We start from the raw sequence: 25,643 nt of genomic DNA on the forward strand, positions 1-25,643 counted from the left end.
CGTCGCCGCCGAAGTCTCCGAAGCGGGCGAAGCCGAGGAGCGCGTTGAGGTTCGCGCCGTCCACGTACACCTGTCCGCCGGCCTCGTGGACGAGGCGGCAGATCTCGGCGACCTCGTGCTCGTAGACGCCGTGGGTCGACGGGTAGGTGATCATCAGCGCGGCGAGGGAGCCCGCGTGCTCGGCGATCTTCGCCCGGAGGTCGTCCAGGTCGACGTTGCCGAGCTCGTCGCAGGCCACGACGACGACGCGCATGCCGGCGAGGACCGCGCTCGCGGCGTTGGTGCCGTGGGCGCTCGAGGGGATCAGGCAGACCGTGCGGTCCTCGTCGCCGTTCGACCGGTGCCAGCCGCGGATCGCCAGCAGGCCCGCGAGCTCGCCCTGCGAGCCGGCGTTGGGCTGGAGCGACACGGAGTCGTAGCCGGTGAGGTGGGCGAGCCACCCCTCCAGCTGGTCGATCAGCGCCAGGGAGCCCTGCACGTCCGCCTCGGGGGCGAACGGGTGCAGGTCCGCGAACTCGGGCCAGCTGACCGCCTCCATCTCGGTGGCGGCGTTGAGCTTCATGGTGCAGGAGCCGAGCGGGATCATGCCGCGGTCCAGCGCGTAGTCCGAGTCGGCGAGGCGCTTGAGGTAGCGCATCATCGAGGTCTCGCTGTGGTGGCTGCTGAAGACCGGGTGCACGAGGAAGGGCGTGCGGCGGTCGAGCTCGGCGGGGATGCTCCGCGCGGAGCCGCCGAGGAAGCCGAACGACGAGTCCAGCTGCCCGACGGCGGACGCGACGGCGATCACCTCGAGGTCGGTGACCGTCTCGTCGATCGACACCGAGACCGTGTCGGCGTCGACCAGGCGCACGTCGAAGCCGGCCTCGCGGGCGCGGGCGACCGCCGCCTCCGCACCGCCGGGCACGACGACCGAGACGGTGTCGAAGAAGTCGGCGTGCCGGAGGGAGTGGCCCCGGTCGAGGAGGAGGCGCGCGAGGAGCGCGGCCCGGCCGTGCACGCGCTCGGCGATCGCGGCGAGCCCGTCCGGCCCGTGGTAGACCGCGTACATCGCCGCCATGACGGCCAGGAGGACCTGCGCGGTGCAGATGTTCGAGGTCGCCTTCTCGCGGCGGATGTGCTGCTCGCGGGCCTGGAGGGACAGGCGGTAGGCGGGGTGGCCGTCCGCGTCCTGGCTGACGCCGACGAGGCGGCCGGGCAGCTGGCGCTCGAGTCCCTTGCGGACGGCGAGGTAGCCGGCGTGCGGTCCTCCGAAGCCCAGCGGGACGCCGAAGCGCTGCGTGGTGCCGACCGCGACGTCCGCGCCGAGCTCGCCCGGCGAGCGCACCAGGGTCAGCGCGAGCAGGTCGGCGGCGACGACGGCCAGGCCGCCGTGGGCCTTCACCGCGGCGAGCACCGCCGACGGGTCCCAGAGGTGCCCGGACGCGCCGGGGTACTGCACGAGGGCGCCGAAGCACTCCGGCACCTCCTCCGCGGCGGTGCGCGAGAGAGGGAGCTCGACGATGCGGATGCCGACGGCCTCCGCGCGGCCGCGCAGCAGCGCGAGGGTCTGCGGGAGAGCGTCGGAGTCGACGACGAAGACGTCGGTGCGCGCCTTCGAGGCGCGGCGCGCGAGCAGCATCGCCTCGACGACGGCGGTGCCCTCGTCGAGCATCGACGCGCCGGCCGTGTCGAGGCCGGTGAGGTCGGAGACCATCGTCTGGAAGTTGATCAGCGCCTCCAGGCGCCCCTGCGAGATCTCGGGCTGGTACGGCGTGTAGGCCGTGTACCAGCTGGGGTTCTCGAGCACGTTGCGCTTGATCACGGCGGGGGTGTGCGTGCCGTAGTAGCCGAGGCCGATCATCGGCCGACGCACCGTGTTCTTCGCGGCGAGGGCGCGCAGCTCGGCGAGCGCCTCCGTCTCGGTGGCCGGAGCGGGCAGCACCCGCGGGAGGTCGCGGACCTGGATCGACTCGGGGACGGCGGCGGTGACGAGCTCCTCCACGGAGTCGTAGCCGAGAGCCGCGAGCATGGTGCGCTGCGCGTCGGCGTCGGTCCCGATGTGGCGGGACTCGAAGGCGCCGGGGGTCCTGGTGGCCGCCATCTACTCGCCGACCAGCTCGGTGTAGGCGGCGGAGTCGAGGAGGCCGTCGGGCAGGGCGTCGAAGCGGACCCGGATCAGCCACCCCTCGCCGAACGGATCGGAGTTGACGAGCTCGGGGCTGTCGACGACGGCCGTGTTGGCCTCGAGGACCTCGCCGTCGACGGGGGCGAACAGCTCGCCCACCGACTTGGTCGACTCGATCTCGCCGACGACGCTGCCGCCCTCGACGCGGGCTCCCGCCTCGGGGAGCTCGACGAAGACGACGTCGCCCAGCTTGTCGGCGGCGTAGGCGGTGATGCCGACGGTCGCGACCTCTCCGTCGACCCGGATCCACTCGTGGTCGGAGGTGTACTGCAGCTCGGTGGGCACGGCCATGTCAGTTCTTCTTTCTCGAGTAGAAGGGGAGCTCGGTGACGGTCATCGGGAGGCGCGTGCCGCGGATGTCGACGGCGAGCGCCGTCCCGGGCTGCGCGGAGGCGGGGGCGACGTAGGCCATCGCGATCGGGACGCCCAGGGTCGGCGAGAGGACGCCGCTGGTGACCACTCCGACCTCGTCGTCGCCGGAGAGGACGGTGTAGTCGGCGCGGGCGGCGCGGCGGCCCTCGCCGACGAGCCCGACGAGCACAGGAGCTTCTCCGGAGGGACCCTCCTCGCTGGCCGCGCGGCCGACGAAGTCGATCGGCTTCCCGAAGGCGACGACGCGGCCGAGGCCGGCCTGTGCGGGGAAGACGTCGCGGGAGAGCTCGTGGCCGTAGAGCGGCATGCCCGCCTCGAGGCGGAGGGTGTCGCGGGCGGCGAGGCCGGCGGGGACGAGGCCCGCTCCGGCGCCGGTCTCGGCGAGAGCCTGCCAGAGCGCGGGAGCGGAGTCGGGCGAGACGTAGATCTCGAAGCCGTCCTCGCCTGTGTACCCGGTGCGCGCGATCAGGATCGGGTGCGCCTCGAAGGTCGCGGGCACGGCGCGGTAGTAGCGCAGCTCCGCGAGCAGGCGGGCGGCGTCGTCCGTGTCGAGCACCGACTCCGCTCCCCGCTCGGTCTCGACGGCGAGGCCCTGGACGTTCTGCAGGATCTCGAGCGAGCGCGGGCCCTGCAGCGCGATGAGGGCGACGTCGTCGCTCTCGTCGAACAGCTCGCACTCGAACATCGCGGTGCGGTCGCGGAGCGTCTCGACGACGATGTGCCGGTTGGCCGCGTTCGCGACGACCATGAAGCGGTCCTCGCCCGTGCGGTAGACGACGAGGTCGTCGATCACGCCGCCCGTGCGCTCCAGGAGGAGGGTGTACTTCGCGCGGCCGGCGGCGACGGCCGAGATGTCGCTCGCCAGCGCGTAGTCGAGGGCGTCGACCGCCTCGGGGCCGACGACGAGGATCTCGGCCATGTGCGAGAGGTCGAAGAGGCCGGCGGCGGTGCGCACGGCGTGGTGCTCGGCGAGATCGCCGGAGTAGCGGACCGGCATCTGCCACCCGGCGAAGTCGGTGAAGGACGCGCCGGCGGCGACGTGCACCTCGTGCAGGGGCGAGTAGCGGGCTTCGGGGCTGGTCGTCGGGGTCTCGGACATGAGTTCTCCATTTCGTCGCAGTGCTGGACTCGCGCCGCGTTCGCGGCAGAGCACAGCAGTGCCGTGGGAACTCCCCCTCTGTCGTGGAGCCTGAGAGATTCGCGCCGCCCCGAGGGGTCGAGCGCTTTCACCATGGGCGGATCCGAGCGGATCGCTTTCCAGAGTGGCCAGTTCGACGCGGTACAAGACCTGAGAGATTGGCGGGGAGGCTTGCTCCTTCGGTGCCGACCGGAGTCGGCTCTCCCGCGTCGCGTATTGCGGCCCGGTATTCGGTTGTGCGGTCAGCCTAGCGGGCGGGGCGGGCCCTTAGCGGCGTGTCGCTTCTCCCGCTAGGTGTTCAGGTGTTGGTGACACTAAGGTGATCCCAGCACTTACAGTCGGTGCGACTCTTAGTAGGGGGCATCGGATGCCGGACGTGCAGCTCGCCGTGTCGACGGTGATCTTCGCCCTGCGGCCGCACCCGGAGACCGGAGCGAGCACCGTCTGGATCCCCGTCGTCCGGCGCATCCGCGAGCCGTTCGAGGGACTCTGGGCACTGCCCGGCGGACCGCTGCATCCGGACGAGGATCTCGCCGAGTCGGCCCGCCGCACTCTCCGCGAGACCACGGGCCTGGCTCCGCGCTACCTCGAGCAGCTCTACGCCGTCGGCGGCACCGACCGCTCCCCCGGCGAGGACCGCGTCGTGTCGATCGTCTACTGGGCGCTCGTGCGCTCCGCCGAGGCCGACGAGGCCATCGTGGGAGAGAACGTCGCCTGGCTCTGCACCGATCTGCCGCTCGAGCTCGCCTTCGACCACGGACTGATCGTCGACTACGCCCTCTGGCGCCTGCGCAACAAGATGGAGTACTCCCGCATCGCGCAGGCCTTCCTCGGCGGCGCCTTCACCCTGTCCCAGCTGCGGGAGGTCCACGAGGCCGTCCTGCAGAAGCCCCTCGACCCGGCCAACTTCCGCCGGACGATCGAGAGCTCCGGCACCGTGGTGCCCACCGGGGAGCGCCTGACGGGCACCCGCCACCGTCCCCCGCGCCTCTACCGCTACGACGAGTCGGCGGCGCTCGCCGACAACGGCCCGCTGCCCGTCTGAGCGCGCCGCCCGACTCCCCCACCCGCCTCACGAGGAGAACACCGTGACATCCGTCGACAGCACCATCCGGCTCATCGAGGGCGGCTCCGCGCCCGGCGCCACCTGCGCGCCCGAGCTCGCGGAGGCCCCCTGGTCGTTCGACCTCGGCCTGCCCGCCTACGGGCCCGGCGCCTCCCAGGCCGACCCGATCCCGGCCGACGCCCCGGTCCAGGGACGTCTGCCGGAGGAGTACACGACGGCGAGCGCCGACGAGCTGCACCACCGCATCCTCGCGGCGAAGGAGACGCTCGGCGAGCGGGTCGTCGTGCTCGGGCACTTCTACCAGCGGGACGAGGTGGTGCAGTACGCCGACTACGTGGGCGACTCGTTCCAGCTGGCGAAGGCGGCGACGAGCCGGCCCGACGCCGAGGCCATCGTCTTCTGCGGCGTGCACTTCATGGCGGAGACGGCCGACATCCTCTCCGGACCGGAGCAGGCCGTGATCCTCCCGAACCTGGCGGCCGGCTGCTCGATGGCGGACATGGCCGACATCGACTCCGTCGAGGACGCCTGGGCCGAGCTCACCGAGCTCTACGGCACCGAGCCGGACGCCGACGGCCGCGTGCCGCTCGTCCCGGTCACGTACATGAACTCCTCGGCCGCGCTGAAGGCGTTCTGCGGCCGCAACGGAGGCGTGGTCTGCACCTCCTCGAACGCGGCGACCGTTCTCGAGGACGCGTTCGCGCGCGGGCAGCGGGTGCTGTTCTTCCCCGACCAGCACCTCGGCCGCAACACCGCCAAGGCGATGGGCGTGCCGCTGGAGCGGATGCCGATGTGGAACCCGCGCAAGCCGCAGGGCGGCTCCGACACTGCGACGCTCCTGGACGCGCAGGTGATCCTCTGGCACGGCTTCTGCTCGGTGCACAAGCGCTTCACGACGGCCCAGATCGCGAAGGCGCGCGCCGAGCACCCGGGCGTGCGCGTGATCGTGCACCCGGAGTGCCCGATGGCGGTCGTCGACGCGGCCGACGAGTACGGCTCGACCGACTACATCGTGAAGGCGATCCAGGCGGCACCCGCGGGATCGACCTTCGCGATCGGCACCGAGATCAACCTGGTGCAGCGCCTCGCCGTCCAGTACCCGCAGCACACGATCTTCTGCCTCGACGACGTGGTCTGCCCCTGCTCGACCATGTACCGCATCCACCCCGGCTACCTCGCCTGGGTGCTCGAGGGACTGGTCGCGGGGACGGTGCTCAACCGGATCGAGGTCGCGGAGTCGGTGCAGGCCGAGGCGCGCATCGCCCTCGAGCGGATGCTCGCGGCCGTTCCGCCCGCCGGGCCGGCGGCGGTCTGACATGGCGCGGGTCGTCGTCGTCGGCAGCGGCATCGCCGGGCTGGTCGCCGCGCTGACGGCGCAGCGCCGCCACGAGGTGCTGCTCGTCACCAAGGGCGCGCTGGCGGAGTCGTCGACGCGCGCCGCGCAGGGCGGGATCGCCGCGGTCACGGCGCCGGGCGACTCCGTGGCGCTGCACGTGGAGGACACGCTCACCGCCGGTGCGGGCCTCGCCGTGCGCTCGGCGGTCGAGGTGCTCTGCGCCGAGGGGCCGGAGGCGGTCGCGGTGCTGCAGGAGTGGGGCGTCGGCTTCGACCGCGAGGGCGGCGAGCTGGCGCGGGGACTCGAGGGCGCCCACTCGCGTCCGCGGATCCTGCACGCCGGCGGCGACGCGACGGGCGCCGCGATCGAGGCCGCGCTCGTGGCGGCGGTGCGGGGCTCGTCCGTCGAGGTGCGCGAGCACGCCGCCCTGGTCGACCTGGTGCGGGAGGGCGGCTCGGTCACGGGCGCCGACGTCCTGCACGACGGCGTGCTCGAGCGCCTGGCGGCCGACGCGGTCGTGCTGGCCACCGGAGGCGCCGGGCAGCTCTACCGGCACACCACCAATCCGTCCGTCGCGACCGGGGACGGGCTCGCCGCCGCCCTGCGGGCAGGAGCGGAGACGGCGGACCTGGAGTTCTACCAGTTCCACCCGACCACGCTCGCGCTGCCGGGCGGCTTCCTCGTCTCGGAGGCGGTGCGCGGCGAGGGCGCGGTGCTGCGCGACGCCGCGGGCGAGCGGTTCCTGGCCGGGGTGCACCCCGAGGCCGAGCTGGCGCCGCGTGACGTCGTGGCGCGCGCGATCGCGGAGCGGATGCGGCTGCAGGGCGGACTGCCCGTGCACCTGGACGCCCGGGCGATCGACTCCGAGGTGCTGGCGAAGAGGTTCCCGACGATCTCGGCGGCCTGCCGCGAGAACGGGCTCTCGCTCGCCGACGACCTGCTGCCCGTGACTCCGGCCGCGCACTACTGGATGGGCGGGATCGCGACCGACCTGGACGGGCGCACCAGCCTCCCCGGGCTGCTCGCGGTCGGCGAGGTCGCCCGCACCGGCGTCCACGGCGCGAACCGCCTCGCCTCCAACAGCCTGCTCGAGGGCGTCGTGTTCGCGCGCCGCGCGGCGCTCGCCCTCGACTCCCTCCCGTGGAGCGGGGGCCCGGTCGCCCCTCCCCGCGCCGTCGTCCCGATGACGCTCGACCGCACCGCTCTCCAGGACGCGATGTGGGCGGGAGCCGGCCTCTCCCGGGACGCGGCGGGGCTCACAGCGGCGCGCGACGCACTCGTCGCCTCCGCCACGCCCGCTCCGCTCGGACTGAAGACGCTCGAGGACGCGAACCTGCTGACCTGCGCCCTCGCTCTCATCGACGCCGCGCTCGCGCGCACGCACTCCGTCGGCGCCCACCACCGCACCGACTCCCCCGACCCCGCGACGGCGAGCGCCGCCGCCCCCACCAGAGAGGCGGCCCTTCCGTGCTGACCCGCCAGAGCATCGACCGCGTCGTCACCCTCGCCCTCGAGGAGGACGCGCCCTGGGGCGACCTGACCTCCGACACCCTCCTCCCCGCGGACGCCACCGCGAGCGCCGCCCTCGTGGCCCGCGAGCCCGGCGTCTTCAGCGGCGGCGCCGTCCTCGTCGGCACGATGCGGCAGGTCGACTCCCGGATCCGCTGCTCGGTGCTCGTGGAGGACGGCGCGGTCTTCGAGGCCGGGCAGACCCTCGCCCGGATCGAGGGCCCCGCGGGCGGCGTGCTCCGCGGCGAGCGCGTCGCGCTCAACCTCGTGCAGCGGATGAGCGGCATCGCCACCCTGACGGCGCAGTACGTCGCCGCGGTGGAGGGGACGCGCGCCCGCATCGTCGACACCCGCAAGACCACGCCGGGCCTGCGCGCGCTCGAGAGGCACGCCGTCCGCAGCGGCGGCGGCCGCAACCACCGCTTCTCGCTCTCGGACGCGGTGCTGGCGAAGGACAACCACCTCGCGGTGCTCGCCGCGCGCGGGATCGACCTGACCGCGGCCCTGCGGGCGGCGCGCGCCTCGATCCCGCACACGGCGCACCTCGAGGTCGAGGTCGACCGGCTCGACCAGATCGAGCCCGCGCTGGCGGGAGGCGCGGACACGATCATGCTCGACAACTTCACCCCCGAGCTGCTCCGCCAGGGCGTCGCCCTCATCGGCGGGCGGGCCGTGGTCGAGGCGAGCGGCGGCGTCGACCTCACGACCGTGCGCGCGATCGCGGAGGCGGGAGTCGACGTGATCTCCGTCGGCGCGCTCACCCACAGCGTCCGCTCGCTCGACCTCGGCCTGGACATCGCAGTCGAGTGATCTACCTCGACCACGCCGCGACCTCGCCCGTGCGCCGCGAGGTGCTGGAGGCCATGTGGCCGTTCCTCACCGCCGAGTACGGCAATCCGTCGAGCAGCCACTCGCTCGGCGACGCCGCGGCGCGCGCGCTGGAGGCGGCGCGCGCTCACGTGGCCCGCTTCCTCGGCGGCCGCGCCTCCGAGACGCTCTTCACCTCCGGCGGCACGGAGTCGATCAACACGGCGGTCAAGGGCCTCGCGCTGGGATCGCCGCGCGGACGGCACCTGGTGATCTCGGCGCTCGAGCACGAGGCGACCGTCGAGTCGGCCGACCACCTCCGGCGCCTGCACGGCTTCGAGGTGTCGACGGCCCCCGTCGACGCGACCGGCCTGCTCGACCTCGACGCGCTCGCCGCGCTGGTCCGGCCGGACACCGCGCTGGTCTCGGTGCTCGCGGCGAGCAACGAGATCGGGACGGTGCAGGACGTTCCGGCGATAGCGGCGCTCTGCCGATCGCGCGGCGTGCCGCTGCACGTGGACGCCGTCCAGGCCGCCGGCTGGCTGGACGTCGCGGGCTGGGGCGCCGACGCGGTCTCGGTCTCGGGGCACAAGCTCGGGGCGCCGAAGGGCGTGGGGGCGCTGCTGCTGCGCAGCCGGCTCCCGTTCGAGCCCCTGCTGCACGGCGGCGGCCAGGAGCGGGAGCGGCGCTCGGGCACCGAGAACGTGGCCTTCGCGGTCGCGCTCGGCACCGCGGTGCGCCTGCTCGATCCGGACCGCGCGGCGCGGGTCGGAGCGGTCCGGGACGCGTTCGCCGAGCGGGTCGCGGCCCTGGCGCCCCGGGCCGTGCCGCTGGGCTCCGCGGCGCACCGGCTCCCCTCGATCGCCGCGTACGCCGTCCCCGGGCGCAGCGGCGAGTCGACGCTCCTCGAGCTGGAGGAGCGCGGCGTCGTCGTCTCGAGCGGCTCGGCGTGCGCCGCCGGGCGCGACGAGCCCTCGCCCGCGCTGCTGGCCCTCGGCCTCGACCCCGACGTCGCCCGGACCGCCGTGCGGTTCAGCTTCGGCGAGGGCGCCACGCTCGAGGAGGCCGAGGCCGCGTCCTCCGCGCTCTCCGCGGTCCTCGCCTGAGACCTCTCACAGCGGATCCCCGTCGATCGGGAATGTCCGGGGCGTCCGCCGCTGTTCTCCCTCCCTACCCCGCATCCGCGCCCGCGAGTCGAGCCGTCGATGCGCCCCTCACACCGATCCCCCTCACGACCGGAGAACACCTGTGACCGAGCGCAGCACCCTTCCCGCCGCGCGGCCCGCCGCACCCGCCGCCGCCACGACCCTCGAGCCGCGCAGCCGCCTGGTCATCAGCCTCCTGCTGGTGTCGGCGTTCGTCGTGATCCTCAACGAGACGATCATGAGCGTGGCGCTGCCCGACCTCATGCGCGACTTCGACGTCGAGGCGCACGTGGGCCAGTGGCTCTCGACCGCCTTCATGCTCACGATGGCCGTCGTCATCCCGATCACGGGCTACCTGATCCAGCGGCTGCACACCCGCACGCTCTTCGCCGCCGCAATGATCCTCTTCAGCCTCGGCACCCTCACCGCCGCGCTCGCCCCGACCTTCGCGGTCCTCCTGGCGGCCCGCGTGGTGCAGGCCGGCGGCACGGCCATCATGATGCCGCTGCTGATGACGACCGTGATGACGCTGGTGCCCCCGGCGATCCGCGGCCGGATGATGGGCAACATCTCGATCGTCATCTCGGTGGCTCCGGCCGTCGGACCGACGATCTCGGGCGTCATCCTCAACTTCCTCGGCTGGCGCTGGATGTTCTGGATCGTGCTGACGATCGCGATCGGCGCGCTGCTCCTGGGCCTGCGCAAGGTCGAGAACGTCACCGAGCCCCGCTCCATCCCGATCGACTCGCTCTCGGTCGTCCTCTCGGTCTTCGGCTTCGGCGGCCTCGTCTACGGCCTGTCGAGCCTCGGCGAGGGCGGAGCCGCGGTCGTCGCGCCGTGGATCCCGTTCGTCGTCGCGGGCCTCGGCCTCGCGGGCTTCATCGCGCGCCAGCTCCTGCTGCAGCGCACCGACCGGGCCCTGCTGGACCTCCGGACCTTCTCCTCCGCGAACTTCACCATCGTCATCGCGATGATGGCGGTCAGCATGTCGGCGCTCTTCGGCACGCTGATCCTGCTGCCCCTCTACACGCAGAACGTGCTGGGCCTCACACCGCTGGAGACCGGGCTGCTCCTGCTCCCCGGCGGCCTGCTGATGGGCCTGCTCGCGCCGTTCGTCGGCCGCGGATACGACCGCTTCGGCCCGCGCGTGCTGCTCGTGCCCGGCTCGATCGTCGTCGCCGGCGCACTGTGGGGGTACACCCTGCTCGCGGCGGACTCGTCGCCCTGGTTCGTCCTCTCGCTGCACGTCACCCTCAGCCTGGGCCTCGCCTTCGTCTTCACGCCGCTGTTCACCGCCGGCCTCGGCTCGGTGCGCCCCTCGCTCTACTCGCACGGCAGCGCGATCATCGGCACCGTGCAGCAGCTGGGCGGCGCGGCGGGCACGGCGCTGTTCGTCACCGTCCTCTCGATCCGGTCGGCGGAGCTCGCCCAGGGCGGAGCCGACGAGGTCGCCTCCTACGCCGGCGGCATCCACTCCGCGTTCCTGTGGGGCGCGTCGATCGCGACGGTCGCGATCGTGGCCGCGTTCTTCGTCCGCCGCCCGGCGGAGTCGGACGCGCCGCTCCCGATGGCGCACTGAGCAGGGCGGGCCGACCCCGCCTGTTCACCTCCGCGTCACCCCGCCTCCCTACGGTGTCGCCCCGGCCGCCGCGCTCCCGATCGCGCGGCCGGGACGGAGACGAGACGTGACCGAGACGGCCGGCCCCCAGGACGTGCTCGACGCCGGAGCGGCCACCCCTCCTCCCCGCACGCTGGTCGACGTCCTCCGCGACACCGCGGAGCGCCACCCCGACGCCTCCGCGCTGGAGGACCCGGCCGGAGCGCTCAGCTACCGGGAGCTGCTGGCCCGCACGGTACAGCTCGCGGGCGAGCTCACCGCCGCCGGGGTCCGACGCGGCGACCGCGTCGGGATCCGCATGCCCAGCGGCTCCCGCGAGCTCTACCTCGCGATCCTGGCCGTCCTCGCCGCGGGAGCCGCGTACGTCCCGGTGGACGCGGACGACCCCGAGGAGCGGGCGCGCCTCGTCTTCGGCGAGGCCGCCGTCCGCGGCGTGATCACCGGCTCCGGCCGCTTCGAGCGCACCGGCGCCGACGAGCCGGCCGCGCGCCTGTTCACCGCGAGCGCGCCGCACCCGAGCACGGCGTCGATCCCGCTGCTGCAGCCGCCCTCGCTCGAGGACGACGCCTGGATCATCTTCACCTCCGGCTCCACCGGAACCCCCAAGGGAGTGGCGGTCAGCCACCGCTCCGCCGCCGCCTTCGTCGACGCCGAGGCGCGCCTGTTCCTCCAGGCGGAGCCGCTCGGCCCCGGGGACCGGGTGCTGGCCGGTCTCTCGGTCGCGTTCGACGCGTCCTGCGAGGAGATGTGGCTCGCCTGGCGGCACGGCGCCTGCCTCGTCCCCGCTCCCCGCTCGCTGGTCCGCAGCGGCATGGACCTCGGCCCCTGGCTGACCACGCACGGCATCACCGTGGTCTCGACCGTGCCGACCCTCGCGGCGCTCTGGCCCGCGGAGTCGCTCGAGAACGTCCGCCTGCTGATCTTCGGCGGCGAGGCGTGCCCGCCGGAGCTCGGCGAGCGCCTGGCCGTCGAGGGCCGCGAGGTCTGGAACACCTACGGGCCGACCGAGGCCACCGTCGTCGCCTGCGCCGCGCCCCTCGGCGGGCCTCCCCCGGTGCGCATCGGGCTGCCGCTGGACGGCTGGCGGCTCGCCGTCGTGGACGCGGACGGGCAGCGGGTCGGCGAGGGCGAGGTCGGCGAGCTGGTCATCGGCGGGGTCGGGCTCGCGCGCTACCTCGACCCGGTCAAGGACGCCGAGAAGTACGCGCCGGCACCGCTCCTGGGCTGGGAGCGGGCCTACCGCTCCGGCGACCTGGTGCGCTTCGAGAGCGCCGGCCTGATCTTCCAGGGGCGCGCGGACGACCAGGTGAAGCTCGGCGGTCGGCGGATCGAGCTCGGCGAGGTCGAGGCGGCGCTGCAGGCGCTCCCCGGAGTCTCGGGGGCGGCGGCCGCGGTCCGCACCACGGCGGCCGGCAACCAGGTCCTCGTCGGCTACCTGGCCCTCGCCGGCGGCCGGGAGCTCGACCGCGACGCGGCGCTCGCCCGCCTGCGTGAGGAGCTGCCCGCATCCCTCGTGCCGCTGCTGGCCGTGGTCGAGGAGCTGCCGACCCGCGTCTCCGGCAAGGTCGACCGCGCCGCACTCCCCTGGCCGCTCGCCGTGGGCACGACCGAGGACGCCTCCCTCGACCCCGAGGAGGCGTGGCTCGCCGCCCTCTGGCGCGACGTGCTCGGCGTGCCGGTCGACGAGCGGGCGAACTTCTTCGACCTCGGCGGCGGCTCCCTCGCCGCCGCCCAGCTGGTCGCGCGGATCCGCGAGCGCGACCCCGAGTTCACGGTCGCCGACGTCTACGCCCACCCGCGTCTCGCGGCGATGGCCGCCGAGATCCAGAGCCGCTCGACCGGCACTGCGGAGGTGTCCGCTCACCGCATCGCGCCGGTCCCCCTCAGGATGCGCGTGCTGCAGACCCTCCTCGGCGCACCGCTGCTCGTGGTCGGCAGCGCCCGCTGGGTCACTGCGATCCTCACCGTCACCGCGGTGCTCGACCTGGTGCCGGGGTTCGGCTGGCTGCCCACCGCTCCGCTCGCCGCGCTGATCCCCGCGTTCGCGCTCTTCCTCACGCCGTTCGGGCGGATGGGGCTCACCGTCCTCGCCGCGCGCACCCTGCTGCGCGGGATCCGAGCCGGAGACCACCCGCGCGGCGGGAGCGTGCACCTCCGGCTCTGGCTGGCCGAGCAGATCGCGTTCCAGCTCAAGGCCGTGAGCCTCGCGGGCGCGCCCTGGGTCGCCTATTACGCCCGCGCGCTCGGCGCCCGCATCGCCGACGACGTCGACCTGCACTCCCTCCCTCCGCTGACCGGGATGCTCACGCTCGGGCGCGGCGCCGCGATCGAGCCCGAGGTCGACCTCTCCGGCTACTGGATCGACGGCGACGTCCTGCGCGTCGGTGCCGTCCGGGTCGGCGCCGGCAGCACGGTGGGCGCGCGCAGCACGCTCCTCCCCGGCGCCCGGATCGGCAAGCACGCGCAGATCGAGCCGGGATCGGCCGTCTTCGGGCGGGTGCCGGCCGGGCAGCGCTGGGGAGGATCCCCCGCCCAGCGGCTCGGCAGGGCGAACGCCGGGTTCCCCTCGGAGCGCCCGGCGCGCCGCCCGGGCTGGGTCTGGGCGTACGGAGCGTCCGCGGTCGGCCTCGCGGCGGTCCCGGTCCTCGCCCTCGCGGCCGGGCTCGCCGTCGTGACCGCCGCCGTGCGCGGCTCGGCCGGCCTCGGCGCCGCGCTCGGGCCCGCTCTCGCCGCCCTCGTGCCCGCCGTCGCCGTCTCCGGAGTCGTCCTCGCCGCTCTCGTCGTCGTCCTGGTGCGCCTGCTCGGCCGGGGCGTCGAGCCCGGCACCCACCCCGTGCGCGGTCGGATCGGCTGGCAGGTCTGGTCGACGAAGCGGCTGCTCGACTCCGCGCGGGTCCTGCTCTTCCCGCTCTACTCGGGCCTGTTCACCCCGGTCTGGCTGCGGCTCCTCGGCGCGAAGGTCGGACGCGACGTCGAGGCCTCGACGGTGCTGCTCCTGCCCGCGATGACGACCATCCGCGACGGCGCGTTCCTCGCCGACGACACGCTCGTCGCCTCCTACGCGCTCGGCGGCGGCTGGATGCGGCTCGCCCGCGCCGAGATCGGCGAGCGCGCGTTCCTCGGCAACTCCGGCATGGCCGCGCCCGGCCACACCGTGCCCGCCGGCGGACTCGTCGCCGTCCTCTCCTCCGCGCCCCGCAAGTCGAAGGCGGGCTCGTCGTGGCTGGGCTCACCGCCCGTGCGGCTGCGGCGCACCGTCGTCGAGGCGGAGTCGGCGCGCACCTTCCGCCCGGCCCGCCGACTCCGCGCGGCCCGCATCGCGTGGGAACTCGGCCGCTTCGTCCCGGTGGTCGTCTCGGTCGCGATCGGCCTCGGCGTGGTAGCCGGACTGCTCGCGCTGATCCAGACGCTCGGGGCGGTGCTCGCCGCGCTCGTGGGAGGCGTCGTGCTGCTGGCCGCCGGGGCGGTCGCCGCGGCCGTCTCCACCGCCGCGAAGTGGATCCTGATCCAGCGGGTCGAGCCGAGCGAGCAGCCGCTGTGGTCCTCGTTCGTCTGGCGGAGCGAGCTGGCCGACGCCTTCACCGAGATGGTCGCCGCGCCCTGGTTCGCCCACGCCGCCGCGGGCACTCCGGCGCTGGTCTGGTGGCTGCGGAGCCTCGGCGCCCGGATCGGACGCGGCGTCTGGTGCGAGAGCTACTGGCTCCCCGAGGCCGATCTGATCTCGCTCGGCGACGGAGCGACCGTGAACCGGGGCTGCGTCGTGCAGACGCACCTGTTCCATGATCGAATCATGAGCATGGATCTCGTGAGCCTCGACGCCGGCGCCACCCTGGGCCCGCACAGCGTGATCCTCCCCGCCGCGCGGATCGCCGAGCACGGCACGGTCGGCCCGGCCTCGCTCGTCATGCGGGGGGAGCTCGTGCCCGCGGGCAGCCGCTGGAGCGGCAACCCGATCGGCCCGTGGCGCGAGGTGCGCGTCGCCGACTACCACGCGCCCGTCGCGTGAGCCCCGCGCTGACCGGGCTCGAGACCGCCGGCGACCCCTACGTCCCCGGTATCGGGAACACCGGCTACCGCGTCGAGTCCTACGACCTCGACCTCGACTACCGCGTCGCCTCGAACCGCCTGGCCGGCCGGGCCGTGCTGCGGATCGTCGCGCTGCAGCCGCTCCGGCGGTTCTCCCTCGACCTCTCCCGGCTCCGCGTGGCCCGCGTCCGGATCGACGGACGCCGCGCCCGCCACGAGCAGGCGCCGCACAAGCTGCGGGTGTCCCCCGCCGAGCCGCTGGCCGCCGGCGAGAGCGTCGACGTCGAGATCGAGTACAGCGGCCACCCCGCCCCCCGCGCCAGCCACTGGGGCGAGCTCGGCTGGGAGGAGCTGGAGGACGGGGTGCTCGTCGCCTCGCAGCCCTCCGGATCCTCCACCTGGTTCCCCTGCAACGACGACGTCGCCGAGAAGGCTCCGTACCGCCTGCGCGTCACCGCCGAGGAGGGCTACGCCGTGCTCGCGAACGGGGTGCTCATCGACTCGAGCGCCCGCTCCGGCCGCCGCACCTGGCTCTACGAGCAGCGCGAGCCCAGCGCCGCGTACCTCGCCTCGGTGCAGATCGGCCGCTACGCGATCGAGGAGCGCGTGCTCGCCGGCGTCGCGGTGACCCTCGCCCGCCCCGCCGCCCTGGCCGCTCGGGTCGCGCACGACTTCGCTCCGCTCGAGCGCATGCTCGCCCTGTTCACGCGGCTGTTCGGGCCCTACCCCTTCGCCCGCTACTGCGTCGTCGTCACGGCGGACGAGCTGGAGATCCCGCTCGAGGCGCAGGCGATGGCGGTGTTCGGCGCCAACCACGCCGACGGCCGCGGCGGCTCGGAGCGCCTCATCGCGCACGAGCTCGCGCACCAGTGGTTCGGCAACAGCGTGGGCATCGCCCGGTGGCGCCACATCTGGCTCAACGAGGGGTTCGCCTGCTACGCGGAGTGGCTGTGGTCGGAGGAGTCGGGCCGCGCCACCGCCGACGCCTGCGCCCGCCGCCACCACGCGGTGCTGCGGGCTGCGGCGCAGGATCTCGTGCTCGCCGATCCGGGGCCGGTCGCGCTCTTCGACGACCGCGTCTACAAGCGCGGCGCGCTCACCCTGCATGCGCTGCGGCTCACCGTCGGCGACGAGCCCTTCCTCCGGCTGCTGCGGGAGTGGACGTCCCGCTACGCCTCCGCCGCCGTCACCGACGAGGAGTTCCGCGAGCTCTGCACCGAGGTCCTCGGCGAGGGCGTGGACGACCTGCTCGACGCCTGGCTCCTCGACGAGGAGCTGCCGCCGCTACCGTCCCGGCGCTGACACCAGCGAGTCCGCGAGCGCGTCGCCGTGCTCGCGCCGCCAGCCGATGATGGGCCCGGCGCCCGCGTCCCCCATCGGCCCGAGGGCGACGCTGACCCGCAGCGCGGGGTCCAGCTGCGGCTCGGCCAGCCGGAAGCGGACGCCGTCGATCCGCGCCTCCGCCGCGTGGTGCGACTCGTGCACGTGCACCCGGCGCGGGTCGAGCTCGAGCCCGCGACCGTCCGCCTTCAGTGCGGCCTCGATCCGGGTCCAGTGCAGGACGGGGTCGGCGGGGCGCATCCCGCCCGTGGCGAAGGGCGCCCCGGCGATGCGCGTGATCCGCTCCCCGCGCTCGGGCGTGCCCAGCGTCGGCTCCACATCGACGCCGACCGCACCGGCGCTGCTCGCCGCGACCACGACGGCGCCCGCGCAGTGCGCGATGCTCACCGACAGCAGCTCGAGCGCGATCCCGCGTCCCTCCAGCCGCGGCCGGCCGTGCGCGCCCCCGCAGCGCGGGCAGCACGCGACGACCCGGACCTCCGACGCGCGCGTCCCCGTGAGCTCGGCCGCGAGCATCCGCAGGAGCACCCGCCCGAAGACGAAGCGCTCGGCCGCCGACGCGGCGACCGTGCCGGCGTAGCGCTCGCGCTCCTCGTCGCTCAGCAGCGGCAGCAGCCGCTCGGCGTCCAGCGTCTGCTCGTCGAGCGCCAGCCAGCGCAGGTGCACCCCCGGCAGCTCCGCGCCGATCCCCGACTCCCCCATGTCCGTCCCCCCGGTCAGCTCGTCGCGGCGTGCTCGCCGCGCTCGTACACGTCCGCGGCCGATCCGACGATCAGCGGGTCCGGACCCAGCGGGCCCACGACCTCCTCGTCGCGTCCGTCGTAGTCGTAGAGGCTCAGGACGTAGCGCATGGCCTCGAGCCGGGCGCGCTTCTTGTCGTTGCTCTTCACGATGGTCCAGGGAGCGTCGGCGGTGTCGGTCGCCGCCATCATCGCCTCCTTGGCCGCGGTGTAGTCGCCCCACTTGTCGAGCGAGGCGAGGTCCATCGGCGAGAGCTTCCACTGGCGCACGGGGTCGATCATGCGGATCGTGAACCGGGTGCGCTGCTCCTCCGCCGAGACCGAGAACCACAGCTTCACCAGGTCGATGCCGTCGCCGACGAGCATCCGCTCGAACAGCGGCGTCTGGCGGATGAACTCGTCGTACTGCGCCGGCGTGCAGAAGCCCATCACGCGCTCCACGCCGGCCCGGTTGTACCAGGAGCGGTCGAAGAGGACGATCTCGCCGGCGGCCGGCAGGTGCGAGACGTAGCGCTGGAAGTACCACTGACCGGCCTCGCGCTCGGTCGGCTTCTCGAGCGCGACCACGCGGGCTCCGCGCGGGTTGAGGTGCTCGGTGAAGCGCTTGATGGTGCCGCCCTTGCCCGCGGCGTCGCGCCCCTCGAACACGACCACGAGTCGGCGCCCGTGCTTCTTGATCCAGTTCTGCAGCTTCAGCAGCTCGATCTGGAGGAGGCGCTTGCCCGCCTCGTACTCCTCGCGCGACATCCGCTCGTCGTAGGGGTAGCCCTCGCGCCAGGTGTCGACCTGCGTGCCGTCGCGGCGCAGGAGCACCGGATCGTCGTCGTCCTCGTCCAGCACGACGAGGTCCCGCGCGTCGGCGGGCGTGAGCGTGCGGAGCAGCTCGGGAGTGGGACGGAGGGCGTCATCGGCGGTGTCGGGCACGGAGGGACGCTAGTGCGCCCGTGCGACGCTCCGGTGAACGGCGGGTATCCCCGCGTCTGCGGGGAGGACGGTCGGACAGGCTGCCGCGCCGATCGCGGACCCGGCCGCCGGACGCGCAGGCTGACCACGACGGCTGTACGCGACCGAGGCTGCAGTGCTCGATCCGGTGCGTTCCCGCGAGGATCGACCGGCTCCGCCTCGTCTCGGGACGGCGTCAGCCGGTGAACGCCGCAGGAGGCAGGTCGGTCTCGCCGCCCTCGACCGCGTCGAGCAGCCGGTCGACCACGTCCTGCGGCGCCAGACCCGCGCCGAAGCGGGGCGCGTCTCCCGCGAGAGGGTGCCGGGACAGCTCGGTCTCGGTGTGGCCGGGGCGCGCGTCGAGCAGGAGGACGCCCGCCCGCTTGTACTCGCGGGCCGAGGCCTTCACGAAGGAGTGCAGTGCCGCCTTCGAGGCGGAGTACGCGGCGAGGCCCGCGGTCGGAGCCTCCGCCACCACGCCGCTGATGGTCAGCGCGAACGGCTCGCGCCCCTCGCCCGCCGACGCGACGAGCGACGGCAGCGCGGCGGTCAGCACCCGGATCGGCGCCAGCGCGTTCACCTCGACGAGCTCCTCCAGAACGGCCGGATCGAGCTCGGCGGACGGCCCGAAGGCCACGACGCCCGCGGCCACGACGACGCCGTCGAGGCGCCCGTGCCGCTCGAGCACCTCGGCGACCACGCGCCGGGGCTCGTCCTCCCCGCGCAGGTCGGCGACCAGGGGTGCCTCGCCGAGCGCCGCGGAGTCGCGTCCCGAGCGCACCGCGACGGCACCGCGCGCCTCCAGCGAATCGGCCAGGAGGCGGCCGAGGCCGCCCGAGGCTCCGAGGACGAGGACGACGGCACCGTCGAGACGAGTCATGTGGCGAGCCTAGACGGGTGCGCTGTCGCGGATCGGCACTACCGTCCGAGCGACCGGGCCCCTACCGTGAGGCCCATGACACGACTGCAGAGCCGTGCCGTGCTGCACCGCCTGCTCGAGGTTCTCGAGGATCCCGCCCCCGTCACCATCGGCCACGCGCGTCACGTCCGGATGCTCGTCCGCGAGGCTCTGGAGTGGATCGCCGGCCCTCGAGCGCACGAGTCCGGTGCGTGGAGCGGCCCCGCTTCGGGAGAGCCCGCGGCCGCGCTCGCCCCCGAGGATCCCGCCGCCACGGACCCGGGTCTCTGACGCTCCCGCCCTCCTCGTAGACTCGTTCGCCGGAGGAACGGGGGGTCGATGGACGAGGGTGCGCCGGCGGGCTGGTACCGCGACGAGGCCGATGCGGCCGAGATGCGCTGGTGGGACTGCAGGCGGTTCACCGGGGCGCGCCGCTCCGCGCAGGACAGTGCCGCGGTGGTGCGGGACGCACCCGTCACCCCCGTCACGGAGCGCGTCGACTACCGGCTCCCGAACGCCGACGGCGCCCCGAGCGTCGACGCCCTCGCCGAGGCCGAGCGGATCGAGGAGATCGCCGATCTGATCGGCCGCACGCTCGAGCAGGGCGAGATCGACGAGCGGACCCTCGAGGTCGACCTGATCCCCGAGCCCGACCACCCCACCGGCCTCGACGCCGTCTCGGTCCGGGCCGGCGGCCGCGTCCTCGGCTACCTGCCGAACGCCCCCGCCCACCGGGCCGCTCTCGACCGGGTCGTGGCGAGCGGAGCCGTCCCGGTCACGACCGCGCGCCTCCGGGTCGAGCGCGGCGAGGAGGGCCTGCGGGCCGTCCTCCGCGTCGCCCTGGTCGCCCCCGAGCTGCTCGTGCCGCTCAACGAGCCGCCCGTCGAGCGCCACTCGATCCTCCCCTGGTCGCGGGGCCTGCCGGTCCTGCGCGAGGACGAGCACTTCGCCCGCCTCTCGACGGTCGTTCCGTTGAGCGGCCGCGGCCTGCTGCTGGTGACCCTGCACCCGGCCGGCGACCTCGTCGAGCTCCGTCTCGACGGCGAGCGGGTGGGCGAGCTCTCCCCGACCCTCTCGGCGGATTTCACCCCGACCCTCCGCCACCTCGCGAGCCTCGGCCTCACCGCCGCCGCCTACGCCTCCCTCCGCGGATCCCCACTCAAGGTCGAGCTCACGCTGCAGGCCGCGAAGGCCGCGGAGCTGCCCGCCGAGTGGGTCGACGGCCGTCCGGTCACTCTCCCCCGACTCCTCCCGCCGGCCCGGACCTACACCGTCCCGCCCTCGTACACGGCGCCGCTGCGTCCCACTCCCCGCAGCTCGGAGGCGGTCTCCCGCTCGGTCCGCCGGACCGTCGCCTGGGTGGTCGTCGGCGTCTGCACCCTCGTCGGGCTGTCGAGCTGGCTGATCGGGGACGTGCTGAACTGACGGGCGGAGCGGACGTCCGCGGACGTGACCGGCCTCGTGTCGGACTCCCGGGGTCGGCGATCCCGCACCTCCGTGCAGAAGCGCCCGGCTCGCGGATCCGGGGTTCCGAGCGAACCGGGCGCCTCGAGCCGAGCGCGGCCGTCCTACACGTTGAAGCGGAACTCCACGACGTCGCCGTCCTGCATCACGTAGTCCTTGCCCTCGATGCGGGCCTTGCCCTTCGCGCGGGCCTCGGCGATCGAGCCGGTCTCGACGAGGTCGTCGAACGAGATGATCTCGGCCTTGATGAAGCCCTTCTGGAAGTCGGTGTGGATGACACCGGCGGCCTGGGGCGCGGTCCAGCCCTTCCCGATGGTCCAGGCGCGCGTCTCCTTCGGGCCGGCCGTGAGGTACGTCTGGAGGCCCAGGGTGTCGAAGCCGATGGTCGCGAGCTGGTTGAGGCCCGACTCCGTCTGGCCGGTCGACTCGAGCATCTCGGCGGCGTCGGCCTCGTCGAGGTCGATCAGCTCGGACTCGATCTTCGCGTCGAGGAAGATCGCCTTCGCCGGCGCGACGAGGGCCGCGAGCTCGGCCTTCCGGGCGTCGTCGGTCAGCACGGCCTCGTCGACGTTGAAGACGTAGATGAACGGCTTGGCGGTCAGCAGGCCCAGCTCGCGGATCGGCTCCAGATCGATCGAGGAGGCCGACAGCGGCTTGCCCTGGTCGAGGAACTCGCGCGCCTTCTTCGCGGTCTCGACCACGATCGGCTCGATCTTCCTGCCCTTGAGCTCCTTCTCGTAGCGGGCCTCGGCCTTCTCGAGGGTCTGGAGATCGGCGAGGACCAGCTCGGTGTTGATCGTCTCCATGTCGCTGGCGGCGTCGACCTTGCCGTCGACGTGGACGACGTCGGAGTCCTCGAAGCCGCGGATGACCTGCGCGATGGCGTCGGCCTCGCGGATGTTCGCGAGGAACTTGTTGCCCAGGCCGCCGCCCTCGGACGCGCCGCGCACGATGCCGGCGATGTCGACGAAGGAGACGGGCGCCGGGAGGATGCGCTCGGAGCCGAAGATCCCGGCGAGCACCTCGAGGCGGGAGTCGGGCAGGTTCACCACACCCACGTTCGGCTCGATCGTCGCGAACGGGTAGTTCGCCGCGAGCACCGTGTTCTTGGTCAGTGCGTTGAAGAGCGTCGACTTGCCGACGTTGGGGAGACCGACGATTGCGATAGTGAGAGCCACGGGCATCCATCCTACGGCGTGGCGGCGGAAGGGCCGGGCGGGCGGGGCGCGGAGGAACGGGAGGCGCCCGCCCGCGACCGGCGGGTGCTCCCGCCCGCTCGTGGCGACGCGCGCGCGACGCTCCCTGCGGCGTCGGAGGTGCGTGAGAGGCTGGAGTGTGCCCATCGACTTCACCGCCATCGACTTCGAGACCGCCAACTCGCACGGGGCCTCCGCCTGCTCCGTCGGGCTCGTGAAGGTCCGCGACGGCCGCGTCGTCGACCGCGCCGGCTGGCTCATCCGCCCGCCGCTGGGGTACGACGACTTCCTCGAGTGGAACACGCGGATCCACGGCATCCGCAAGCACGACGTGCACGCCGCCGCCTCCTGGGTCGACCAGTTCGCCGACCTGGCGGCCTTCGCCGGCGAGGACGTGTTCGTCGCGCACAACGCCGGCTTCGACATGGGCGTCATCCGCGCAGCCTGCGCGGCGACCTCCCTCGAGCACCCCGAGTACGACTACCTCTGCTCGCTGCAGCTCGCCCGCAAGACGTACGAGCTCGACTCCTACCGCCTCCCCGTCGTCGCCATGGCCGCGGGCTTCGAGGACTTCCGCCACCACGACGCGTCGGCCGACGCCGAGGCGTGCGCCGCGATCGTCGTGCACGCGGCCCGGCGGCACGGCGCCGCGAGCATGGCCGAGCTCGGCGAGCTGGCCGGCGTCTCCGTGAAGCGCCTGCGCCCGAAGGCCCCCGTCGCCGCCTGACGTCCGTCATGCCGAGCCGGCTCGAGACGATCGGCTCAGCCGCGGGGGTCGCCGAACCAGGTGCTGAAGATGCGCCAGAAGTTCCGGTTCCCGTAGGCCGAGCAGTCGTCGCCCTCGCCGTAGAGGTTCGCGAGCGCCGCCGCATTCGGCTGGTACGGCGTGTAGTAGTAGAGACCCGCCGTGGCCGCGTTGGCGATCGTCACCGGGGCGGTGCCGCAGGACTCGTCCGGGGAGTAGCGGACGTCGCTGGCCGCGCCGACCGGGTACCAGTCGAAGCTCGAGTCCGGATTCCGGTAGCGCTGGAACTGCCACGCCGCTCCGTACACCTGCGCCGCGAAGCCGTAGGAGTCCGTGTCGCAGTCGGCGGTGTCCGGGCAGCCGTAGCCCGTGGCGCTGCGGAACTGCCGCTCGCTCGGCTCCGGATCGGTCACGAGCGACTGCTCCTTCTGCAGCAGCACCAGGAGGACGGCCGGATTCACGCCGCACGCGCCGGCGACCGAGGTGATGATCTCCGCTGCCGGGACGTCGCGTCCGGCGGGCAGCGCATCGCACTGCTCGTCGGCCGTGATCGCCGCGGTGTCCTCGGCGTAGTCGCGCAGGCACGGCACCGGCCCGCCCGCGCAGTCGGGGACGCGGGCGTCGAGGAACGCCTGCACCGTGAGCGGTCCGAGCGCGTCGCCGGCGAAGAAGACCTCGTCGGAGATCAGGTCGCCCGGGTCGAAGTCGGCCGCGACGGGGCCCGGCTGGAGGAAGGTCCACAGCCGGACGGTCTGCGGCTCGGACGGCACCGCTGCGAGGCGCGTGCCGTCGACGGAGCCTCCCAGCAGGAGTGCCACCAGCGCCGCGACGACGACGACCGCACCGCCCCGCCGGCGTCGGAGGCCGGTCGGGGACGGTGCGGTCGGGGTCATCCCTCCACGCTAGTGGCGGGGTCGCGGGCGATCAGCCGCAGGGGGTGAGCCGCGCGACGTCCTCCGAGAGGGTGGTGGGACCGCCGAGGAGGACGACCCGCTGAGCTCCCGACTTCGCGATGTCGGTCAGGACGGCGCGGGGCACGCAGTTCGTCGGCACGGCGAACAGCGGGCTGTTCGAGTAGCCCGCCGCCGTGGCTCCGGCGAGGGCGTCGGGGAAATTCTCGCCCGTCGCCAGGAACACGGTCTTGGCCCTCGAGAAGGCTGCCCGGTTCAGCTGCTCCGAGGTGTCGTAGCGGTCGACTCCGCCGATGCGGGTGATCGTCGGCACCGGAAGCGAGTTCTTGATCCCCTCGCTCACCGACAGGGGGCTGCCCGCGATGGTGAGGTTCTGCACCTTGAGCTTCGAGAGGATGCCCTTCGTCACGGCGTCGGCCGTGCTGCCGGTGCCGTTCACGAGGACGACGGGCGCGTCGACGGAGCCGGCCGCGGCGCTCGCGCCGAGCGCGTCGGGGAACTTCTCGCCCGTGGCGAGCCAGGCCCGCGTCGAGCCGCCCGAGAACGCGCTCTGGATGATGAGCCTGGACGTGTCGTAGCGGTCCTTCCCTCCGATGCGGTCCACCGTCGGCGAGTAGGACCTCAGCTGGTTCAGCAGGCCGTCGCCGACGCTCAGTGCGGAGCCGACCACGACGATCCTCGCCGGCTTGAGCCGGCTGAGCTCGTCGCGAACGGGCTGCGACATCGAGTCCCGGTCGACCAGGAGCAGCGGACCGCCCTGCTTGGCCGCGGCAGGGGCGGCGCTCAGGGCGTCGGGGAAGTTGGCGCCGGTCGCGATGTAGACGACCGGGACGTTCGTGCGGAAGACGGCCTTCGAGATCGCGACGGCGGTGCCCTGGCGGTCCGTGCCGGCCAGGCGCGAGACGTCGATCCCGGCCGACGTGCTCACGGACGAGCAGCCGAGATCCTTCCGGCCGGGGCCCCGGGAGTCGCCCGTGCCGACCCAGCGGTTCCAGTCGACGGAGTCGGCGGAGACGCAGACCTGGTAGGTGCCGGGTGCCGAGACGGGCGTGGTGGCGCCGAAGCCGTGGGCGCGGCCGGCGACGGAGTACTCGCCCGGGATGTCACCGCGGTCGCCGTTCGCGGTCTGCGTGCGGACCGTGCGGGTGCCGTCGGGGCCGGTCACCGTGACCGTCGTGGTCAGCGCGGCCTGCTGCGTCGTCGGATCGACGGCCCAGCCGGACACGCTCAGGGTGCTGCCCGAGATGCGCGGGGCGTCGACGCGTCCCGCGGGGGCGATCCCGGCGTTGGCCAGGGTGCCGTTCGGGTTCCAGTCGCTGAAGAGGTACCAGAAGTTGATGTTGCCGTAGGTCGCGCAGGCCGCGTTGCCGGAGCCGGTGAGCGCGTAGTCGTTGGGCTGGTACGGCGTGTAGTAGTAGAGGTCGGCCGTGGCCTGGTTGCGGATGGTGACCGGCGAGGAGCCGCACGCGGTGCTCGGGTAGTAGGCGACGTTCGGCGTCGTGCCCGGAGCGTAGGTGGTGAAGTTCGAGCCGGAGCCGGGCGGGTTGGCGTAGCGCTTGAACTGGCGGGCCGCGCTGTAGACCTGCGTGAAGAAGCCCGCCGAGCCGGGGTCGCACGCCGCGGTGTCCGGGCAGTTGTAGCCGGTCGCCTTGGCGTAGTCCTCGGGGCTGGGCGTCGCGTCGGTGACGAGGCTCCGCTCCTTCTGCACGAGCACGACCAGGGCGAGCGGGTTGATGCCGCAGGCCAGGCCGACGCGCGTGAAGATCGAGGCCGACGACTCGCTGCCGGAGCCCTGGTAGGCGCTGCACATCGCGTCCGCCGCCTTGGACGGCGTCGCCTGCGAGAAGTTCTTGAGGCAGGGGGCGGTGCCGGCGGTGGAGCACGGGCTGCCCTTCTCGTTCAGGAGCGACTGCACCTGACCGGTGCTCAGCGCGTCCCCGTCGAAGAACTGGGCGTCGCTGACGATGAAGCCGGCGCGGAAGCTCTTCGTCTCCTCGGCGCTGTACTGCGTCGACTGGTCCGGGACGCCGAGGTCGGCGCGGTCGAGGGACGCGTCGAGAGCGCCGGTCTCGACCGAGACGGTCGACGGCGCGTCCTCGGCGGCGGAGGCGGAGGTGATCGGGACGAGGGCGGTGCCGAGCCCGACGGCGAGAGCGAGCGCGGCCGTGAGCAGGCGCGATGAGCGGTGGTGATTCCCCATGATCGCGAAGTCTACGAGGCGGTCG

Annotated in this window: 20 protein-coding genes and 1 riboswitch; of the genes, 11 read left to right on the forward strand and 9 right to left on the reverse strand. The window is 73.8% G+C overall.

What is annotated here, in order from left to right; genetic code table 11:
- The 3 genes from gcvP to gcvT form a co-directional block, all read right to left on the reverse strand.
- Positions 1 to 2,080 (reverse strand): aminomethyl-transferring glycine dehydrogenase (gene gcvP / locus C5D04_RS03930; protein WP_104347267.1); only part of this gene is annotated, 2,080 nt, incomplete at its 3' end.
- Positions 2,081 to 2,455: a glycine cleavage system protein GcvH gene (gcvH, locus tag C5D04_RS03935; protein WP_104237541.1), complete on the reverse strand. Its 375-nt coding sequence runs from the start codon at positions 2,453 to 2,455 to the stop codon at positions 2,081 to 2,083.
- A gap of 1 nt (position 2,456) precedes the next feature.
- Positions 2,457 to 3,635, reverse strand: a complete 1,179-nt coding sequence (gcvT, locus tag C5D04_RS03940) for a glycine cleavage system aminomethyltransferase GcvT (RefSeq protein ID WP_104294979.1) — start codon at positions 3,633 to 3,635, stop codon at positions 2,457 to 2,459.
- A gap of 168 nt (positions 3,636 to 3,803) precedes the next feature.
- A riboswitch (glycine riboswitch) is annotated at positions 3,804 to 3,891 on the reverse strand.
- A gap of 150 nt (positions 3,892 to 4,041) precedes the next feature.
- Between gcvT and C5D04_RS03945 the strand changes: the two genes are divergently transcribed.
- The 8 genes from C5D04_RS03945 (at position 4,042) to C5D04_RS03980 (ending at position 16,483) form a co-directional block, all read left to right on the forward strand.
- Complete coding sequence (locus tag C5D04_RS03945; RefSeq protein WP_104291543.1) at positions 4,042 to 4,719, forward strand: NUDIX domain-containing protein; 678 nt, start codon at positions 4,042 to 4,044, stop codon at positions 4,717 to 4,719.
- A gap of 43 nt (positions 4,720 to 4,762) precedes the next feature.
- Positions 4,763 to 6,055, forward strand: a complete 1,293-nt coding sequence (nadA, locus tag C5D04_RS03950) for a quinolinate synthase NadA (protein WP_104222968.1) — start codon at positions 4,763 to 4,765, stop codon at positions 6,053 to 6,055.
- A gap of 1 nt (position 6,056) precedes the next feature.
- Positions 6,057 to 7,550 (forward strand): L-aspartate oxidase, encoded by a 1,494-nt coding sequence (nadB, locus tag C5D04_RS03955; RefSeq protein ID WP_104347268.1) that lies wholly within the window; start codon positions 6,057 to 6,059, stop codon positions 7,548 to 7,550.
- Complete coding sequence (gene nadC / locus C5D04_RS03960; RefSeq protein WP_104237538.1) at positions 7,544 to 8,395, forward strand: carboxylating nicotinate-nucleotide diphosphorylase; 852 nt, start codon at positions 7,544 to 7,546, stop codon at positions 8,393 to 8,395. The genes nadB and nadC overlap by 7 nt, the downstream gene beginning before the upstream one ends.
- Positions 8,392 to 9,498 (forward strand): cysteine desulfurase family protein, encoded by a 1,107-nt coding sequence (locus tag C5D04_RS03965; protein ID WP_104347269.1) that lies wholly within the window; start codon positions 8,392 to 8,394, stop codon positions 9,496 to 9,498. The genes nadC and C5D04_RS03965 overlap by 4 nt, the downstream gene beginning before the upstream one ends.
- 142 nt (positions 9,499 to 9,640) lie before the next feature.
- Complete coding sequence (locus tag C5D04_RS03970; RefSeq protein ID WP_104347270.1) at positions 9,641 to 11,116, forward strand: DHA2 family efflux MFS transporter permease subunit; 1,476 nt, start codon at positions 9,641 to 9,643, stop codon at positions 11,114 to 11,116.
- A gap of 106 nt (positions 11,117 to 11,222) precedes the next feature.
- Positions 11,223 to 15,161 carry a Pls/PosA family non-ribosomal peptide synthetase gene (locus tag C5D04_RS03975; RefSeq protein WP_258068824.1) on the forward strand — a complete coding sequence of 1,313 codons (3,939 nt, stop codon included), beginning with the start codon at positions 11,223 to 11,225 and terminating at the stop codon, positions 15,159 to 15,161.
- Positions 15,158 to 16,483, forward strand: a complete 1,326-nt coding sequence (locus tag C5D04_RS03980; RefSeq protein WP_258068095.1) for a M1 family metallopeptidase — start codon at positions 15,158 to 15,160, stop codon at positions 16,481 to 16,483. The genes C5D04_RS03975 and C5D04_RS03980 overlap by 4 nt, the downstream gene beginning before the upstream one ends.
- Here C5D04_RS03980 and C5D04_RS03985 read toward each other — a convergent pair.
- The 3 genes from C5D04_RS03985 to C5D04_RS03995 form a co-directional block, all read right to left on the reverse strand.
- On the reverse strand, positions 16,466 to 17,224 hold the full coding sequence (locus C5D04_RS03985; protein WP_104222962.1) for a 4'-phosphopantetheinyl transferase superfamily protein: 759 nt from the start codon (positions 17,222 to 17,224) through the stop codon (positions 16,466 to 16,468). The two genes, C5D04_RS03980 and C5D04_RS03985, sit on opposite strands and share 18 nt — an antisense overlap.
- Before the next feature lie 14 nt (positions 17,225 to 17,238).
- Complete coding sequence (gene ppk2 / locus C5D04_RS03990) at positions 17,239 to 18,099, reverse strand: polyphosphate kinase 2 (protein ID WP_244230712.1); 861 nt, start codon at positions 18,097 to 18,099, stop codon at positions 17,239 to 17,241.
- Between the two features lie 301 nt (positions 18,100 to 18,400).
- Positions 18,401 to 19,084 (reverse strand): SDR family oxidoreductase, encoded by a 684-nt coding sequence (locus C5D04_RS03995; protein ID WP_104222961.1) that lies wholly within the window; start codon positions 19,082 to 19,084, stop codon positions 18,401 to 18,403.
- A 75-nt stretch (positions 19,085 to 19,159) separates the two neighbouring features.
- Between C5D04_RS03995 and C5D04_RS04000 the strand changes: the two genes are divergently transcribed.
- Both C5D04_RS04000 and C5D04_RS04005 read left to right on the forward strand, forming a co-directional pair.
- The gene (locus C5D04_RS04000) at positions 19,160 to 19,393 is read left to right on the forward strand and encodes a hypothetical protein (RefSeq protein WP_104222960.1); all 234 of its coding nucleotides are present in this window, start codon (positions 19,160 to 19,162) and stop codon (positions 19,391 to 19,393) included.
- Positions 19,394 to 19,441: 48 nt separating this feature from the next.
- Entirely contained in the window at positions 19,442 to 20,527 is a 1,086-nt protein-coding gene (locus C5D04_RS04005; RefSeq protein ID WP_104347272.1) for a hypothetical protein, read from the forward strand.
- A 143-nt stretch (positions 20,528 to 20,670) separates the two neighbouring features.
- On the opposite strand, the gene ychF is transcribed toward C5D04_RS04005, so the two are convergent.
- A complete protein-coding gene (gene ychF / locus C5D04_RS04010; RefSeq protein WP_104347286.1) occupies positions 20,671 to 21,744 on the reverse strand; it encodes a redox-regulated ATPase YchF in 1,074 nt (357 codons plus the stop codon).
- A 157-nt stretch (positions 21,745 to 21,901) separates the two neighbouring features.
- Here ychF and C5D04_RS04015 point away from each other — a divergent pair, with 157 nt between their 5' ends.
- Positions 21,902 to 22,489 carry an exonuclease domain-containing protein gene (locus C5D04_RS04015; RefSeq protein ID WP_104224410.1) on the forward strand — a complete coding sequence of 196 codons (588 nt, stop codon included), beginning with the start codon at positions 21,902 to 21,904 and terminating at the stop codon, positions 22,487 to 22,489.
- A 35-nt stretch (positions 22,490 to 22,524) separates the two neighbouring features.
- Here C5D04_RS04015 and C5D04_RS04020 read toward each other — a convergent pair whose 3' ends face one another.
- Positions 22,525 to 23,400, reverse strand: a complete 876-nt coding sequence (locus C5D04_RS04020; RefSeq protein ID WP_104262474.1) for a hemagglutinin — start codon at positions 23,398 to 23,400, stop codon at positions 22,525 to 22,527.
- A gap of 31 nt (positions 23,401 to 23,431) precedes the next feature.
- Positions 23,432 to 25,618 (reverse strand): cell wall-binding repeat-containing protein, encoded by a 2,187-nt coding sequence (locus C5D04_RS04025; protein WP_104291550.1) that lies wholly within the window; start codon positions 25,616 to 25,618, stop codon positions 23,432 to 23,434.
- Positions 25,619 to 25,643 lie beyond the last annotated feature (25 nt).

This window comes from Rathayibacter sp. AY1D2, assembly GCF_002932695.1.
Lineage (GTDB): Bacteria > Actinomycetota > Actinomycetes > Actinomycetales > Microbacteriaceae > Rathayibacter.